This window comes from Pseudodonghicola sp. (genome assembly GCF_048268305.1).
In the GTDB taxonomy this organism is placed as follows: Bacteria; Pseudomonadota; Alphaproteobacteria; order Rhodobacterales; family Rhodobacteraceae; genus Pseudodonghicola.
The window spans coordinates 1-15,404 of the sequence record NZ_JBLWVT010000012.1; the positions used below are offsets into that span (position 1 = coordinate 1).

The window sequence follows — 15,404 nt, forward strand, 5'->3', positions numbered from 1 at the left end:
TGATTGCGGCTCGAAGGCGGGGTTCCTGCAGGCGACGGTGGCCTTCGCACTCGCCCGCGACGACCTGCGCGACGAGCTCCGCCAATTCCTCAACGAGATCGTTCATCTCGACAAGGCCGCACAGTAAGGCAACAACGACTAAAGGCGGGATATGACCAATATTCTGGTGACGGGCGGCGCGGGCTATATCGGCTCGCATGCCTGCAAGGCATTGAAACAGGCGGGCTATACGCCTGTCACCTACGACAATCTGGTGACCGGCTGGGAAGACGCGGTGAAATTCGGCCCGTTCGAACGCGGTGACTTGTCGGACCGGGCCCGGCTGGACGAGGTTTTCGCCAAGTATCAGCCGGTGGCGGTGATGCATTTCGCCGCGCTCAGCCAGGTCGGCGAGGCGATGAGCGAACCGGGCCGCTACTGGCGCAACAACGTCTGCGGATCGCTGACGTTGATCGAGGCGGCCTGCGCCGCGGGCTGCCTGAACTTCGTCTTCTCCTCGACCTGCGCCACCTATGGCGAACATGACAATGTGGTGCTGGACGAGAACACTCCGCAGGAGCCGCTGAACGCCTATGGCGCCAGCAAGCGCGCGGTTGAGGATATCCTGCGCGACTTCGGCGCGGCCTATGGTCTGAACGCGGTGATCTTCCGCTATTTCAACGTCGCGGGCGCGGATCCCAAGGGCGAGGTGGGGGAACATCACCGCCCCGAGACTCATCTGATCCCGGTGATGCTGGAGGCGATCGACGGCAAGCGGCCGGCGCTGACCATCTATGGCACCGATTACGACACGCCGGACGGCACCTGTATCCGCGATTACGTCCATGTCTGCGATCTGGTCGACGCCCATGTGCTGGGGCTGAAGTGGCTGGAGGCGGGCAAGGAAAGCCGGGTGTTCAACCTCGGCACCGGCTCGGGCTTTTCGGTGCGCGAGGTGATCGACGCTTCCCGTACGGTGACCAATCGCGAGGTTCCCTATTCCGAAGGGCCGCGGCGCGGTGGCGATGCGACCAAACTGGTCTCCGGATCGGTCCGGGCCGAGAAAGAGTTGGGTTGGAGACCGGATCGGTCTAAGATGGATCAAATGATCGCCGATGCCTGGAGATGGCACCAAACTGGACACTACGAAAAATAGCATTCCACTGGCGCCCGTCCCGGCGCGACTGCTGGATCTGACCCGGCTGATCCGTCGGGCGGGACGGCGTCCCACCGGGGTCGACCGGGTGGAACTGGCCTATTTGCGGCACCTCTCGCACGAGAGCGTGCCGCTTTTTGCTTTGGTGCGGACCACCCTGGGTTACGTGCTGCTGGGCCCCAAGGGGGTGGACCAGATCGCCGCCCGGCTGTCGGGGGCAGCGGATTGGGGGCGTCCTGACCTTCTGGCGCGGCTCAGCGTGCGGGCCGAGCCGCTGAGGCGGGCGGAAAGCGATCTGCGCCGCTGCGCCCTGGCCCGCAGCCGGCCGCGCGGGCTGGCGCGGATGCTCAGGCGGTATCTGCCGAATGGCTTCGCCTATCTCAACGTCGGGCACAGCGATCTGACGGCGATGACCCTGCGCGCGGTGCGGCAGGGCGGCGCCGGGCGCATCGCGGTGCTGATCCATGACGCCATCCCGCTGGATTACCCGCAGTACCAGCGCCCCGGGGTCGCAGAGGAGTTCGCGGCCAAGCTGCAGCGGGTGCGGGCGCATGCGGATCTGGTGATCTACAATTCCGCCGATACCCGCGCCCGGGTGGAACATCACATGCAGGCCTGGGGGCTGTTGCCGCCCGGGGTGGTCGCCCATCTGGGGGTGGAGTTGCCCAGTCCCGGCGATCTGCCGGCGGGCGTCGATCCGGCGCGGCCCTATTTCGTGGCGCTTGGCACCATCGAGCCGCGCAAGGGGCATGATGTGCTGCTCGACCTCTGGGAGGAGATGGGCGCGCAGGCGCCGGCCCTGCTGATCTGCGGCGCGCGCGGCTGGAACAACGAGGCGGTCTTTGCCCGGCTCGACGCCTTGCCGCCGGATGGCCCGGTGCGCGAGCTTTCGGGGCTGGACGATGGCCAGATCGCCGCAGTGCTGGCCGGGGCGACAGGGTTGTTGTTTCCCAGCCGGGCCGAGGGCTATGGCCTGCCCCCGATGGAAGCTGCGGCGCTGGGGGTGCCGGTGATCGCCACCGATCTGCCGGCAATTCGCGAGGTGCTGGGCAACATTCCAGTTTACGCGAAAGAATCTGATCTGTATCAATGGTTAAGCGCTATAAAGAGCTTGGAAACAGCCCGTTTGGCGCAACATGAGGCAGTGAGAGTAGCGGATTTTACCCCTCCCAGTTGGGAGGATCACTTCAACCTCGTCTTAAGGTTAACCTGATAGGCGCGGAAGAGCGGGCGATCTGCGGTAGATGTGAAAAGGGTTCGGTTTGGGCGTATGGCAGTCATATCGCCTCAGGTTGCAGCGGCAGCGCTGGCGCATCCGCGCCTTTCGCAAGCGGCGTGAGCTGACGGACGTCGCCAATCGCACCGCCTCGATCCGGTCGAACGATATCCTGCTGTTTTCGACCCTGCGCAACGAACGCATCCGGCTGCCGTATTTTCTGCAGTATTATCGTGGTCTTGGGATCAATCATTTCCTGATCGTCGACAATGGCAGCGATGATGGATCGGCCGATTATCTCAAGGATCAGTCCGATGTTTCGCTGTGGTCGACCACCGCCAGCTACAAGCGGTCGCGCTTCGGGGTGGATTGGCTGAACTGGCTGCAACGCTGGTACGGCCATGGCCATTGGTGCCTGGTGGTCGATCCGGATGAATTCCTGATCTATCCCTTCTGCGATACAAGGCCGCTCAGGGCGCTGACCGACTGGCTTGATGCCTCGTCGATCAAGTCTTTCTCGGCCATGTTGCTGGACATGTATCCGAAGGGGCGGCTTGATGCGCAGCCCTATCGCGAAGGGCAGGATCCGATCGAGATCGCCCGCTGGTTCGACAGCGGGAACTATTCGCTGAAGCGGAACAAGCGCTATGGCAACCTGTGGATTCAGGGCGGACCGCGCAGCCGGGTGTTCTTTCCCGACGCGCCGGAAAAGGCGCCGGCGCTCAACAAGATCCCGCTGGTCAAATGGGATCGCAAATACACCTATGCCAGCTCGACCCATATGCTGCTGCCGCGCGGGTTGAACCTGGTCTACGACGAATGGGGAGGAGAGAAGGCAAGTGGCATCCTGCTGCACGCCAAGTTCCTCGATACCTTTTCGACCAAGGCGGCGGAGGAGCTGGAGCGCAAGCAGCATTACGCGGCCTCGGTCGAATACAAGGCCTATGCCGAGAGCTTGAAGGACGATCCCGAGCTTTGGTGCAAGTGGTCGGAGAAATACATCAACTGGCGCCAGCTTGAGATTCTGGGGCTGATGTCCAAGGGCAACTGGGCATGAGCAGCAGCGTCGGCATCATCATGTTGGTGCATACCGCGCTGAACCGGGCCGAACAGGTGGCGCGGCACTGGACGGCGGCAGGCTGTCCGGTGGTGATCCACGTGGATCGCAATGTGTCTCGCCGGGTCTATCGCGCCTTCGCCCAAGCGGTGGCTGACGACCCGCTGATCCTGTTCAGCACGCGGCACCGCTGTGAATGGGGCACCTGGGGCATCGTGGCGGCGACCCAATCGGCGGCGGAACTCATGCTGGCGCAGTTTCCCGATGTGGGGCATGTCTATCTCGCCTCCGGATCCTGCCTGCCGCTGCGCCCGGTGCAGGAACTGATCGATTATCTCTCGATGCGGTCGCGCACCGATTTCATCGAAAGCGCCACCACCGCCGATGTGCCCTGGACGGTGGGCGGGCTGGACGAGGAACGTTTTACCCTGCGATTTCCATTCTCATGGAAGCGGCAGCGCTATCTGTTCGACCGCTATGTCGAATTGCAGCGGCGGCTGGGGATCAAGCGGCACATTCCCGAAGGGCTGGTGCCGCATATGGGCAGCCAGTGGTGGTGTCTGACGCGCCAGACCCTGTCGGCGATCCTGGAGGACCCGCGTCGCGGTGTGTACGAGCGGTATTTTCGCCGGGTCTGGATTCCCGATGAAAGCTATTTCCAGACCTTGGCGCGGCGCTATTCCACCAATATCGAAAGCCGGTCGCTGACCCTGTCCAAGTTCGATTTCCAGGGCAAGCCGCATATCTTCTATGACGATCACCTGCAGCTTCTGCGCCGGTCGGATTGTTTCGTCGCCCGCAAGATCTGGCCGCGGGCCGACCGGCTGTATCAGGCTTTTCTGACCGACAGCGACGGCGCGATGAAGCGGACCGAACCGAACCCGGGCAAGATCGACCGGCTGTTCGCCAAGGCGGTGGAGCGGCGCACGCGCGGCCGGCCGGGGCTTTACATGCAAAGCCGTTTTCCCAACCATGGCTGGGAAAACGGCATCACCTCGCACCCCTATTCGGTGTTCCAGGGCTTTGCCGAACTGTTCGATAACTTCGAGGGCTGGTTGGCAAAGTCCACCGGCGCGCGGGTGCACGGCCATCTTTTCGCGGCTGACCGCGTGGAATTCGCCGGCGGCCAGCATCTGATGAACGGCGCCTTGTCGGACAGCGCCGCGACGCGGGATTATGACCCGAAGGGCTTTCTGACCAGCCTGATCTGGAACATGCGGGGCGAGCGGCAGTGTTTCCAGTTCGGCCCGGCCGACAACCAGAAGATCAACTGGATCATCGCCCGCGATCCGAATGCCCAGATCTCGGTTATCACCGGCGCCTGGGCGGTGCCGCTGTTTCGCTCGAACGCGAATTTCGCCGAGCTCAGGAAAGAGGCGGCGCGGCTGCAGCGGATCGAGAGCAAGCATCTGGATATCCTGCGCTCGACCTATGTGAAGGCGCGGGTGCGGATCTGGAACATGGCCGAATTCATTGAGGCGCCGATGGAGCCCTTGCAGACCATCCTTGACGAAATCCGGCCGGCGGCGATGCGCCAGCATCTGGCCGAGGCGCCGAAGATGGCCGATCTGGACGGGTTCGGCCAGTTCCTGCAAAATCTGAAAAACCAGGGGATGCACCCCTATTTGATGGGGGATTTCCCAGTGGAACAGGGACAGGTCGCAGTGAAGAAACCGGCACGAAAACCCTATCTGGTGCGGTGATCGTTGATGACCGCAACCACTGCTTTCGATTATTTCGTGATCTTCGCCGAGATGCGGACAGGGTCCAACTTTCTCGAAGTGAACCTTAACGCGCTTGACGATGTGGCCTGCCATGGCGAGGCCTTCAATCCGCATTTCATCGGCTATCCCAACCGCGATGCGATCCTCGACGTGACCCAGGCGCAGCGCGATGCCGATCCCGACCGGCTGCTTGCGGCGGTCCGGGCGACACCTGGCGCGCTGGGCGGGTTTCGCTATTTCCACGATCACGATCCACGCGTGCTCGACACCCTGCTGGATGATCCGCGTTGCGCCAAGATCGTGCTGACCCGCAATCCCCTGGACAGCTATGTGTCGTGGAAGATCGCCCAGGCCACCGGCCAGTGGAAACTGACCGATGTGAAGCGGCGGAAAGAGGCGCTGGCGCATTTCGAGGCGGAGGAATTCGCCGCGCATGTCGCCGCCTTGCAGGCGTTTCAGGTGCAGCTTCTGAACCGGTTGCAGACCAGCGGGCAGACGGCCTTTTACGTCGCTTACGAGGACCTGCAGGATCTGGGCGTGATGAACGGGCTGGCGCGCTGGCTGGGGGCTGTGGCGCGGCTTGAGGAGCTTGACCAGTCGCTGAAGCCGCAAAACCCGGGTGCGGTGATCGACAAGGTCGACAACCCCGAGGAGATGGCACAGGCGCTCTCTGGTCTTGACCGGTTCAACCTGACCCGGACGCCGAATTTCGAACCCCGCCGCGGGCCGGCGGTGCCCAGCTATGTGGCGGGGGTCGACGTGCCGCTGCTCTATCTGCCGGTGCGCGGCGGGCCCGAGGCCGAGGTGGTGGATTGGCTGGCGGCGCTCGAGGGTGTTGCGGTCGAGGAACTGCCAACCAAGATGACCCAGAAGGAGCTGCGCCAATGGAAGCGCCAGCACCCGGGCCACCGCAGCTTTACCGTGCTGCGTCACCCGGCGGCGCGGGCGCATCATGTGTTCTGCGACAAGATCCTGAACGAGGGCAAGGGCAGCTATCGCCAGATCCGCGAGCTGCTGCGCAAGAAGTTCAAGCTGCCGATCCCTCAGAAATCCCCCGATGCCAGCTTTAGCCGGGCCGATCACCGCGCGGCCTTTGCGGCCTTTCTTGAGTTTCTCAAGATGAACCTGGCCGGGCAGACGCCGGTGCGGATTGACGCGGCCTGGGGCACCCAGGCGCAGGTGCTTGCGGGGTTCGGAGAGTTCGCCTTGCCCGATCTGGTGCTGCGCGAGGAGGAACTGGCCGAGGCGCTGCCGCGGCTGGCGCGGCAGATCGGTTGCGATGCTTCGGTCGCGCCGCAACCGGGGGCGCCGGATCAGCCCTTTGGGCTGGAAGACATCTACGACGACGAGATCAAAACGCTCGTCGCCGATGTCTATCAGCGTGATTACATGATGTTCGGCTTCGGACCCTGGCGGGCCGGTTGACCGGCCCGGCGGCTCAGGCCGCCAGGGTGTGGCTTTCGGTCAGCAGGGTGTAAAGCGTCGCCGGATCCGGATTGGCCCGCAGCTTGGCGCAAAGCGAGGCATCGCGCAGCGTCCGCGACACCAGCGCCAGCGCCTTCAGGTGTTCGACCCCGGCATCTTCCGGCGCGAAGAGCGAAAAGGCGATGTCGACCGGCTGGCGGTCGACCGAGCCGAAGTCGATCGGCTTTTCCAGCATCACGAAGGTGCCGACAACGCCGTTCAGTCCCGGCATCCGCGCATGCGGCAGGGCGACGCCATGGCCCACACCGGTGGGGCCAAGGCTTTCGCGTTCCAGCAGAGCGTCGACGGTGGCCTGGGCGTCCAGGCCATAGGCACTTTGGGCGAGATCTCCAATTTCCTGAAACAGTCGTTTCTTGCTGGAGACAGCAGAAAAAACTTTCACGGCCTCAGGCTTGAGGATGCTCGCTAATGCCATCAGAGATTGCTCCGCTCAGGCGCCGGTTGTCCGGCGCCTTATGCTATCAGTTTCCGGTTTGCGGGTCGATCCATCCGATATTGCCGTCATCACGGCGATAGACGACGTTCAACCCGTCCTTGCTTTCATTCCGGAAGATCAGCACCGGGGCGCCCGCCAGCTCCATCTGCATCACCGCTTCGCCGACAGAGAGCGAGGGAATCTTCGTCTCCATCTCGGCGATGATGATGGGCTGGAGCGTCGCGGGCTCTTCCTCATCGGTCTGTTCTTCCGCGGCGAGGATATACGAGGCTGCGCCCATAAGTTCAACAGGTTCCGCACGATCCCGGTGGTGGTCTTTCAGACGACGCTTATAGCGCCGCATCTGCTTTTCCATTTTCTCGCAGCAGGCATCGAAGGCCGCATAGATCTCGGTTGCGCTGCCCTTGGCCTTGGCGGTCAACCCGGTGGAAAGATGGACTGTCGCTTCGCAGACGAATTCGTAGGCGTCGCGCGAAAAGATCACAATGGCGTCGATCGGATTGTCGGAATACTTGGTGATCGCGGCATCGAGCTGCTCCTCCACATGGGTTTGCAGGGCCGTGCCGATGTCGATCTGCCGTCCGCTGATTTGGTAACGCATGTGCTCTCCTTTTCATTATGCACCCGGCATGACCGGGATATTCCCCGGCCTTGCGTCAGTTGCGGGTGGTTGAGACTGGCATCGCGGCGAAAACGGCACGACCGGGCCTGGAAGTGAAGGCCGGACCGGAATTCGCAAGGGGTCGCACGCGTGCCATGACTTCATTTGAGGCGAGATCTCGGGCGGGTGTCAACGTATCCTTGCGTCGCGGCGCATAAAATCCGGAGGATCAGCGGAGCGGCGCCAGCGGCGGCCGGGATCAGGAGATGCGGAAACTGTCACCAAGATAGACGCGGCGGACGTTTTCGTTCTCGACCACCTCGGTCGGGGTGCCCGACATCAGCACCTGACCGTCATGCAGGATATAGGCGCGGTCGATGATCTCCAGCGTCTCGCGCACGTTGTGATCGGTGATCAGAACGCCGATGCCGCGCTTTTTCAGATCGGCGACGAGGTGGCGGATATCGCCCACGCTGATCGGGTCGACCCCGGCAAAGGGTTCGTCCAGCAGCAGATATTTCGGGTCGGCAGCCAGGCAACGGGCGATTTCCACGCGCCGGCGTTCGCCGCCCGACAGCGCCAGCGCCGGTGCCCGGCGCAGGTGTTCGATCGAGAAATCCGACAACAGCTCTTCCAGCCTTTCGCGGCGGGCAAGGGGATCGCGCGCCGAGATGTCGAGCACGGCAAGGATATTGTCCTCGACGCTGAGGCCACGGAAGATCGACATTTCCTGCGGTAGATAGCCGATGCCCATGCGGGCGCGGCGGTACATCGGCAGGGTGGTCACCGCCTGGCCATCCAGCGTCACCGTGCCGGCCTCGGGAAAGACCAGCCCGGCAATGGCATAGAAGGTCGTGGTCTTGCCCGAGCCGTTCGGACCCAGCAGCGCCACCACCTCGCCGCGGTCGAGCGTCATCGACACATCCCGAATCACGACACGCTTGCGATAGGACTTGCGGACCCGCTCGACGCGCAGCCCCAAGGAGCCCTGGGTGACGGTCAGTTCCGGCGTTGCCATCACTTGCTGCCATTCTGGTTGAGGATGGTCTTGACCCGTCCGGTCAGCCGGGCGGTGCCGCTGCCCAGTTCGATCGTCATCTTCTCGGAACTCAGCGCGCTGGGGCCCTGGCTCAGCAGCACGTTGCCGGTCATCACGATGGTGCCGGCGTCGATGCTGTAATCGGCCCGATCGGCCTGGGCCGCATCCTGGCCGCTGACCAGCACCACGTCGCCGGTCGCCTCCAGCCGGGCAATCCGGCTTTGGTCGCGGTCATAGACCACAAAGACGCGGGCGGCGGTCAGCCGCATCTCGTTCTGCACCACCAGCACGTCGCCGGTGAACTCTGCCGATCCGTCCGCTTGGTTCACATCCAGGTTGTCCGCGGTCACCTCGACCGGGGCCGAGGTGTCGGCCTTGCTGTTGCCGAAGGCGACGCGGGTTTCCTGGGCCTGCGTCGCACCCGCTCCGAGGGCCAGCGCAAGGGTGAGAAACAAAAGACGGATATAGTGCACTGGTTAGTCTTTCTCGGGATTTCGCGGATCGTATACCAGTTTTACGCCCTTGGTGAAAAGCATATGGACTGGGGCGTCCTTGTTTTTTGCGCCGATTTGCATCTGCCCGGCGGTGAAATTGCCGAAGGGGCCGGTTCCCTCAACCTGTCCGGGTGTTTCGGCCGAGAAGGTGTCGAGCCCGGTGTCGAGCTGCTGCGTCGTCACCGTGTAGCCGGTCGAGGTGGTGATACGCACGTTTCCGGTGAAACTGGCGCGGTCGCCGGCCGGATTGAGCGTGCCAGCGTCTGATTTCAGCCGGATTTCCCCGCCCTTCGCCAGTGTCAGATGCGCCTGCAGCTCCTCGGCATCGGCACTGCCGCCGGCACTGGCGGGATGGGCCGTGCTGGCGCTTACCGTGATCTCGTCGCCGCCATTGGTGATGCCGGAAAAGAAGGCGCCGGTGATCTGCTGGCCGCGCACCCGCGCTTCGATATCCTTCTCGGCGAAGGGGGTGGTGCCGGTGGGGGCGATGCTGCGCGACAACAGGAACAGCGTCGACAGCAGGAACAGCGCCGCCAGCGGCAGAATGACCTTGAAATAGGCCACCAGTCGGGAATGACGATCCATCCTTCCCTCCGCTCCCTCTCAGCCCAGACCGACGCGCAGGCAGTCGTGGATGTGCAACAGACCCACCGCATTGCGCGACCCGGCGGGGTCGACCACGAACAGGCAGGTGATCTTGCGCCGGTTCATCACCGCGACGGCCTGTTCGGCCAGCGCGTCGGGGCCGATGGTGGTGGGATTGGCGGTCATCACATCCTTGGCGGTCTGGCTCAGCAGGCCCGCCATATGTCGGCGCAGGTCGCCGTCGGTGATGATGCCGATCAGCGCGCCCGAGGCATCGGTGACGCCGGCGACGCCAAAGCTCTTGCGGCTGATCTCAAGCAGCGCCTCGCTCATCGGGGTGTCGGCGGCGACCATCGGCAGCGCCTCGCCCACATGCATCAGGTCGCGCACCTTGCTCAGTTGCGCGCCCAGCTTGCCGCCGGGGTGGAAGTCGCGGAAATTCTCCGGGCCGAAGTGGCGGTATTTCATCAGCGCCACCGCCAGCGCGTCGCCCATCGCCAGCGTCAGCGTGGTGGAGATCGTCGGCACCATGCCGAAACCGCAGGCCTCGCCCCGGTTGGGGATCAGCAGATGTTCGTCGGCCTGGGTCATCAGCGTGCTGTCCGGCCGGCTGGAAAGGCCGATCAGCGGGATGTCGAAGCGGCGGGTATAGGCGACCAGATTGGCCAGCTCCGGCGCCTCGCCGGAATTGGAGATCGCCAGCACCACGTCGCCCTTGGCGATCATGCCCAGATCGCCATGGCTGGCCTCGGCCGGGTGGACGAATTGCGCCGGCGTCCCGGTCGAGGCCAGCGTCGCCGCGATCTTGCGGCCGATATGGCCGGATTTGCCGATGCCGCTGACGATGATCCGGCCCTTGGCGGTGAGGATCAGCTTCAGCGCGCGGACGAATTTGTCGTCCAGCGCCTCGGCCAGGACGTCGAGCGCCCGGGCCTCGTCGGTGATCACCTGGCGGGCGGTGTCGAGGAAGGTGGCTGTATCGGTCATGCGTGGGCGAAGATGTCGATTTCGGGCCAGCCTTCCAGATCCAGAAGCGCCCGATGGGGAAGGAAATCGAAACAGGCCTGGGCGATCTCGGTCCGCCCCTCACGCGCGAGGCGCTTGTTCAGCTCCTCCCGCAGCCGGTGGAGATAGAGCACGTCCGAGGCCGCATAGTCCAGTTGCGCGCCGGTCAGCTCTTCGGCGCCCCAATCGCTCATCTGCTGCTGCTTCGAGATATCGACGCCGATCAGTTCGGAGGTCAGGTTCTTCAGCCCGTGGCGGTCGGTATAGGTGCGTACCAGTCGGCTGGCGATCTTGGTGCAATAGACCGGCGCGGCCAGGGCACCGAAGGCGTTGTACATCGCGGCGATGTCGAAGCGGCCGAAATGGAACAGCTTCAGCACCTTGGGATCGGTCAGCATGCGGCAGAGGTTCGGCGCCTGGGTCTGGCCCTTGGCGACCTGCACGATATGGGCATTGCCGTCACCGCCCGACAGCTGGATCACGCAAAGCCGGTCGCGATGCGGGTTCAGCCCCATGGTTTCGCAGTCGATGGCGACGATCGGCCCGAGGTCGAGCCCGTCGGGCAGGTCGTTCTTGTAAAGATGGTTTGCCACGTCGGGATCCTTTTCTGGGCCATCTGCCTTGGCTCTCTGGCCCGAAATAGGCGCTTTGCCGGGCAAACTCAACTGTGGCCGGGGTCTTGCGGGCGAGCGCGTTCCGGGGAATGCTGCGACCTCTCCGGAACCGGACCGCGATGCAAGAGACCCAGATAGATATCCCGCCGCCGCCGTCGCCCCCGCCCGCCGATCTGATCGCGCGGCTGCGGCTGCGCGGTCTGTTGGCGGGGGAGGGGGCCGAGGCCCTGGCGGGCGGCCGGTCGAACCGGGTCTGGCGGTTGTCCGGCGGGCTGGTCCTGAAGCTCTACGATCCCTCGGCGGCGACGCCGATCTTCGCCAATGATGCCGGCCGCGAGGCTGCGGCGCTGATCGCCCTGGCCGGGATCGGGCTGGCCCCCGAGCTGGTCGCGGCCGAGCCCGCAGGACAAGCGCCCTGGGTGCTCTATCGCCATCTGCCGGGCGAGCGGTGGGTCGAGGGGGCCGGGGCGGTGGGGCGCCTGCTGGGAGGGCTCCATCGTCAGCCGCCGCCCGATCTGCCGGCAGGCCCCGACGGCAGCGCGGCACTGGCGGGGCAGGGCCGGGAAATCCTGGCGCTTTGCCCCGATGATGCTGGCCTGGCGGCGTTGGAGCCGAAGGGGGAGGTCGCGCCCGCCGGCAGGCGCGTGCTGATCCACGGCGATCCGGTGCCCGCCAATATCGTCGTCGGGCCGAAGGGGGCGGCGCTGATCGACTGGCAATGTCCGGCGCTGGGCGATCCGGCCGCGGATCTGGCGATCTTCCTGTCGCCCGCCATGCAACTGATCTATCGCGGCGCCCCGCTCGACCCGGCGGAGGAGCAGGCGTTTCTGGCCGCCTATCCCGACGGCCGGGTCATCGCCCGCTTGCGCGCGCTTCTCCCCTGGTTTCACTGGCGGATGGCGGCCTATTGCCAGTTGCAGGCCGGGCGCGGCCAGACCCCCTATGCCGAGGGTCTGGCGCTGGAGGTGTCGGCGCTTCAGAGGTCTTTGAAAAAATAGGCCAGATAGGCCGGCGGCATCACGATGCGGCGGAACCGGCCGAAGGGGAACCGGCCCATCGGCTGGCTCATGAACTCCGGATAGGGGGTGTCGGGCCGGCGGCCTTGCGCCAGCGCTGCCAACAGGCTGCCGGCATAGCTGCCCATGGCGACGCCATTGCCGTGATAGGCAAGCCCGGCGAAGACGCCCGGCATCCCCGGCACCGCGCCGGTGAAAGGGACCTGGTTGCGCGACACGCAGACCATGCCCGACCAGCTATTGCGGCTTTCGACATGGGCCCAGGCGGGGAACATGGTTTCGAAATCGCGCCGCACCCGCGCGCGAGAGGCGGCCTCGGCCGCGGGGGTGGAGGTCAGCCCGCCACGCATTCCGAACAGGAACCGCCGATCCGGCATCAGCCGGAAGTAATGCAGCAGGTGCCGGGTATCATAGGACATCTGATCGCTGGTCCAGCCCTGCGCCGTCAGTTCTGCATCGGTCAGCGGCCGGGTGACCAGCACGGTCGATTGCGCTGGGATATAGCGGCCGGCCAGCCAGTCGGGCAGATCGTCGCTGGAATAGCCGTTGGTGCAGATCAGCACGGTATCGGCGCTGAGGCTGCCCTGCGGCAGGGCGATCACGTTGCGGTTGCCCTGGCGGGTGATCCGGCCCGCCGGGCTGTTCTGATAGAGCCGGGCGCCGGCGCCCTGGGCGGCGGCGGCCAGGCCGAAGACATATTTGCGCGGGTTCAGGCCGAAGCCCTGGCGCAGCGTCAGCGCGCCGTGGAACGGGCCGGTCATGCCGACGGCCAGGAGCCCCTGCGCCGCCAGATCCTCGGGTTCCGTCAGCTCGGCCGCGGGATCGGCGGCGGCCTGCCGGCGCAGCCGTGCCATGGCGCGCGGCGAATGGGCCAGTTGGGTTTCGCCGTGCGAATGGGTGTCGGCGTCGATGCCGAACCGCCGCAGGATGTCGGCCACCAGGTCGATCGCGGCGATCTCGGCGCGATAGAACTCCTCGGCCTGATCCTTGCCATAGGCGCGGGCCATCTTGTCGCCGCTCAGCTTGGCGCCGCCCAGGCAGCAGAAGCCGCCGTTCCGCCCCGAGCCGCCCCAGCCGGGATATTCGGCGTCGACCACGGCGACATCGACGCCGGCCTCGGCCAGATGCAGCGCGGCGGACAGGCCGGTAAAGCCGGCGCCGATGATGGCGACATCCGCGGTCAGATCACCCTTTGCTTGCGGCCAGGCGGGGGCTTCGATGGTCTCATCCCACCAGCAGCCGGCCCGCGGCCCTGCGGAATAGGCGTAATTTCCGAATATGTGTTTCATTACTGTGCGCGTGCAGCTTCCTGTTCGTCGCGCTGTTGACGAACCTTCTGGGACTTGGTGATCAGCGAAGTGGCGATCACCCCGATGGTCACGATGCCGATCATCACCGTCGACAGCGCGTTGATCTCGGGCGAGACGCCCAGACGCACGGCGGAGAAAATCTTGATCGGCAGGGTTGTGGAGGAGGGGCCGGAGGTGAAGGAGGCGATCACCAGATCGTCGAGCGACAGGGTGAAGGCCAACAGCCAGCCCGAGACCACCGCCGGGGCGATGATCGGCAGGGTGACCAGCCGGAAGGCCTCGGCCGGGGTACAGCCGAGATCGAGCGCGGCTTCCTCAAGCGACTTGTCGAAGGTCACCAGGCGCGAGGAGACCACCACCGAGACATAGCACATCGCAAAGGTCGTATGGGCCAAGACGATGGTTATCACGCCGCGGTCCAGTCCGAGGCCGATGAACAGCAGCAGCAGCGACAGGCCGGTGATCACCTCGGGCATCACCAGCGGCGCATAGATCATGCCGGAAAACAGGGTGCGGCCAAAGAACCGCCCGCTGCGCACCATCACATAGGCGGCCATGGTGCCCAGCACCGTGGCGATGGTCGAGGACATGACCGCCACCTTCAGCGTCACCCAGGCGGCATTCAGAAAGGCCTGATCCTTGAGAAGCTGACCGTACCATTTGGTCGAGAAGCCCGCCCAGACCGTCACCAGCTTGCTTTCGTTGAAGCTGTAGATGACCAGGATCACCATCGGGATATAGAGAAAGGCGAATCCCAGCGTCAGGGACACCGTGTTGAACCAGCTCAGCCTGTTCATTGCTCTGCCTCCGCCTGTTTCTGTTGGTTGCGCTGGAACAGTACGATCGGGATCACCAGGATCGCCAGCAGAACGATCGCCACGGCGCTGGCCACCGGCCAGTCGCGGTTCGAGAAGAATTCCTCCCACAGCACCTTGCCGATCATCAGCGTGCCCGAGCCGCCCAGGAGCGACGGGATGACGAATTCACCAAGCGCCGGGATGAACACCAGGAAGCAGCCGGCGACGATACCATTCCGGGACAGCGGGATGGTCACCAGCCAGAAGGCCGAGAGCCGCGAACAGCCCAGATCCTCGGCCGCCTCGATCAACGATTCATCCAGCCGATCGAGGGCCGCATAGATCGGCAGGATCATGAAGGGCAGATAGGTATAGACGATGCCGATATAGACCGCGATCTTGGTGTTCAGGATGATCAGCGGCTGGTCGATCAGCCCGATCCACAGCAGGAACTGGTTCAGGAACCCCTCCTGGCTGAGGATGCCCATCCAGGAATAGACCCGGATCAGGAAGCTGGTCCAGAACGGCAGGATGATCAGCATCATCAGGGTTGGGCGCCATTCCTCGGGCGCGCGGGCCATGCCATAGGCGATCGGATAGCCCACCATCAGCGTCAGGACGGTCGAGAAGGACGCGATCATCAGGCTGGAGAGATAGGCTTTCCAATAGAGCGAATCTTCGGTCAGGAAGACGAAATTCTCGAAATCCAGATCGTTGAAGAAGGCCTTGATCCCCTGCCAGCCGGCCGAAAGATCCAGCGTCGGCGTATAGGGCGGGATCGACAGCGCGGTATCGCTGAGCGAGATCTTCAGGACGATGATGAAGGGCACCAGGAACAGCGCCAGCAGCCAGAGATAGGGAACCGCGATCAGGAGAAATCGGCGCATGAG

16 protein-coding genes and 1 pseudogene are annotated in these 15,404 nt (G+C 64.4%); 7 read left to right on the forward strand and 10 right to left on the reverse strand.

What is annotated here, in order from left to right:
- The 6 genes and pseudogenes from ACN0V4_RS19410 to ACN0V4_RS19435 all read left to right on the forward strand — a co-directional run.
- Positions 1–127, forward strand: a pseudogene (locus ACN0V4_RS19410) (UTP--glucose-1-phosphate uridylyltransferase); the annotation flags it as partial.
- Positions 128–151: 24 nt separating this feature from the next.
- Entirely contained in the window at positions 152–1,135 is a 984-nt protein-coding gene (galE, locus tag ACN0V4_RS19415) for a UDP-glucose 4-epimerase GalE (protein ID WP_417679199.1), read from the forward strand.
- A complete protein-coding gene (locus ACN0V4_RS19420; protein WP_417679201.1) occupies positions 1,095–2,348 on the forward strand; it encodes a glycosyltransferase family 4 protein in 1,254 nt (417 codons plus the stop codon). The genes galE and ACN0V4_RS19420 overlap by 41 nt, the downstream gene beginning before the upstream one ends.
- Positions 2,349–2,397: 49 nt before the next feature.
- Positions 2,398–3,408: a glycosyltransferase family 2 protein gene (locus ACN0V4_RS19425; RefSeq protein ID WP_417679203.1), complete on the forward strand. Its 1,011-nt coding sequence runs from the start codon at positions 2,398–2,400 to the stop codon at positions 3,406–3,408.
- Positions 3,405–5,111: a beta-1,6-N-acetylglucosaminyltransferase gene (locus ACN0V4_RS19430; protein WP_417679205.1), complete on the forward strand. Its 1,707-nt coding sequence runs from the start codon at positions 3,405–3,407 to the stop codon at positions 5,109–5,111. Before ACN0V4_RS19425 ends, ACN0V4_RS19430 begins: the two co-directional genes overlap by 4 nt.
- A gap of 6 nt (positions 5,112–5,117) precedes the next feature.
- The gene (locus ACN0V4_RS19435) at positions 5,118–6,557 is read left to right on the forward strand and encodes a nodulation protein NodH (protein ID WP_417679207.1); all 1,440 of its coding nucleotides are present in this window, start codon (positions 5,118–5,120) and stop codon (positions 6,555–6,557) included.
- 13 nt (positions 6,558–6,570) lie between these two features.
- Here the strand turns inward: ACN0V4_RS19435 and ACN0V4_RS19440 are convergent, their stop codons facing one another.
- The 7 genes from ACN0V4_RS19440 to ACN0V4_RS19470 form a co-directional block, all read right to left on the reverse strand.
- On the reverse strand, positions 6,571–7,032 hold the full coding sequence (locus ACN0V4_RS19440; RefSeq protein ID WP_417679209.1) for a PTS sugar transporter subunit IIA: 462 nt from the start codon (positions 7,030–7,032) through the stop codon (positions 6,571–6,573).
- A 46-nt stretch (positions 7,033–7,078) separates the two neighbouring features.
- Entirely contained in the window at positions 7,079–7,654 is a 576-nt protein-coding gene (gene hpf / locus ACN0V4_RS19445) for a ribosome hibernation-promoting factor, HPF/YfiA family (protein ID WP_417679211.1), read from the reverse strand.
- A 259-nt stretch (positions 7,655–7,913) separates the two neighbouring features.
- A complete protein-coding gene (lptB, locus tag ACN0V4_RS19450) occupies positions 7,914–8,672 on the reverse strand; it encodes an LPS export ABC transporter ATP-binding protein (RefSeq protein ID WP_417679213.1) in 759 nt (252 codons plus the stop codon).
- Positions 8,672–9,166 (reverse strand): LptA/OstA family protein, encoded by a 495-nt coding sequence (locus ACN0V4_RS19455; RefSeq protein WP_417679215.1) that lies wholly within the window; start codon positions 9,164–9,166, stop codon positions 8,672–8,674. The genes lptB and ACN0V4_RS19455 overlap by 1 nt, the downstream gene beginning before the upstream one ends.
- A 3-nt stretch (positions 9,167–9,169) precedes the next feature.
- On the reverse strand, positions 9,170–9,772 hold the full coding sequence (lptC, locus tag ACN0V4_RS19460) for an LPS export ABC transporter periplasmic protein LptC (RefSeq protein ID WP_417679217.1): 603 nt from the start codon (positions 9,770–9,772) through the stop codon (positions 9,170–9,172).
- An 18-nt stretch (positions 9,773–9,790) separates the two neighbouring features.
- The gene (locus ACN0V4_RS19465; RefSeq protein WP_417679219.1) at positions 9,791–10,759 is read right to left on the reverse strand and encodes a KpsF/GutQ family sugar-phosphate isomerase; all 969 of its coding nucleotides are present in this window, start codon (positions 10,757–10,759) and stop codon (positions 9,791–9,793) included.
- On the reverse strand, positions 10,756–11,370 hold the full coding sequence (locus tag ACN0V4_RS19470) for a ribonuclease D (protein ID WP_417679221.1): 615 nt from the start codon (positions 11,368–11,370) through the stop codon (positions 10,756–10,758). Before ACN0V4_RS19470 ends, ACN0V4_RS19465 begins: the two co-directional genes overlap by 4 nt.
- 140 nt (positions 11,371–11,510) lie before the next feature.
- On the opposite strand from ACN0V4_RS19470, the gene ACN0V4_RS19475 reads away from it, so the two are divergent.
- Positions 11,511–12,389: a phosphotransferase family protein gene (locus ACN0V4_RS19475; protein WP_417679223.1), complete on the forward strand. Its 879-nt coding sequence runs from the start codon at positions 11,511–11,513 to the stop codon at positions 12,387–12,389.
- On the opposite strand, the gene ACN0V4_RS19480 is transcribed toward ACN0V4_RS19475, so the two are convergent.
- From ACN0V4_RS19480 to ACN0V4_RS19490, 3 genes are read right to left on the reverse strand one after another with little or no spacing between them, the layout of a single operon-like run.
- Positions 12,368–13,696, reverse strand: coding sequence for an NAD(P)/FAD-dependent oxidoreductase (locus ACN0V4_RS19480; RefSeq protein ID WP_417679225.1), 1,329 nt, complete (start codon positions 13,694–13,696; stop codon positions 12,368–12,370). The genes ACN0V4_RS19475 and ACN0V4_RS19480 overlap by 22 nt on opposite strands.
- Positions 13,696–14,514, reverse strand: coding sequence for an ABC transporter permease subunit (locus ACN0V4_RS19485; RefSeq protein WP_417679226.1), 819 nt, complete (start codon positions 14,512–14,514; stop codon positions 13,696–13,698). Before ACN0V4_RS19485 ends, ACN0V4_RS19480 begins: the two co-directional genes overlap by 1 nt.
- On the reverse strand, positions 14,511–15,401 hold the full coding sequence (locus tag ACN0V4_RS19490) for an ABC transporter permease subunit (protein WP_417679228.1): 891 nt from the start codon (positions 15,399–15,401) through the stop codon (positions 14,511–14,513). Before ACN0V4_RS19490 ends, ACN0V4_RS19485 begins: the two co-directional genes overlap by 4 nt.
- Positions 15,402–15,404: the final 3 nt, after the last annotated feature.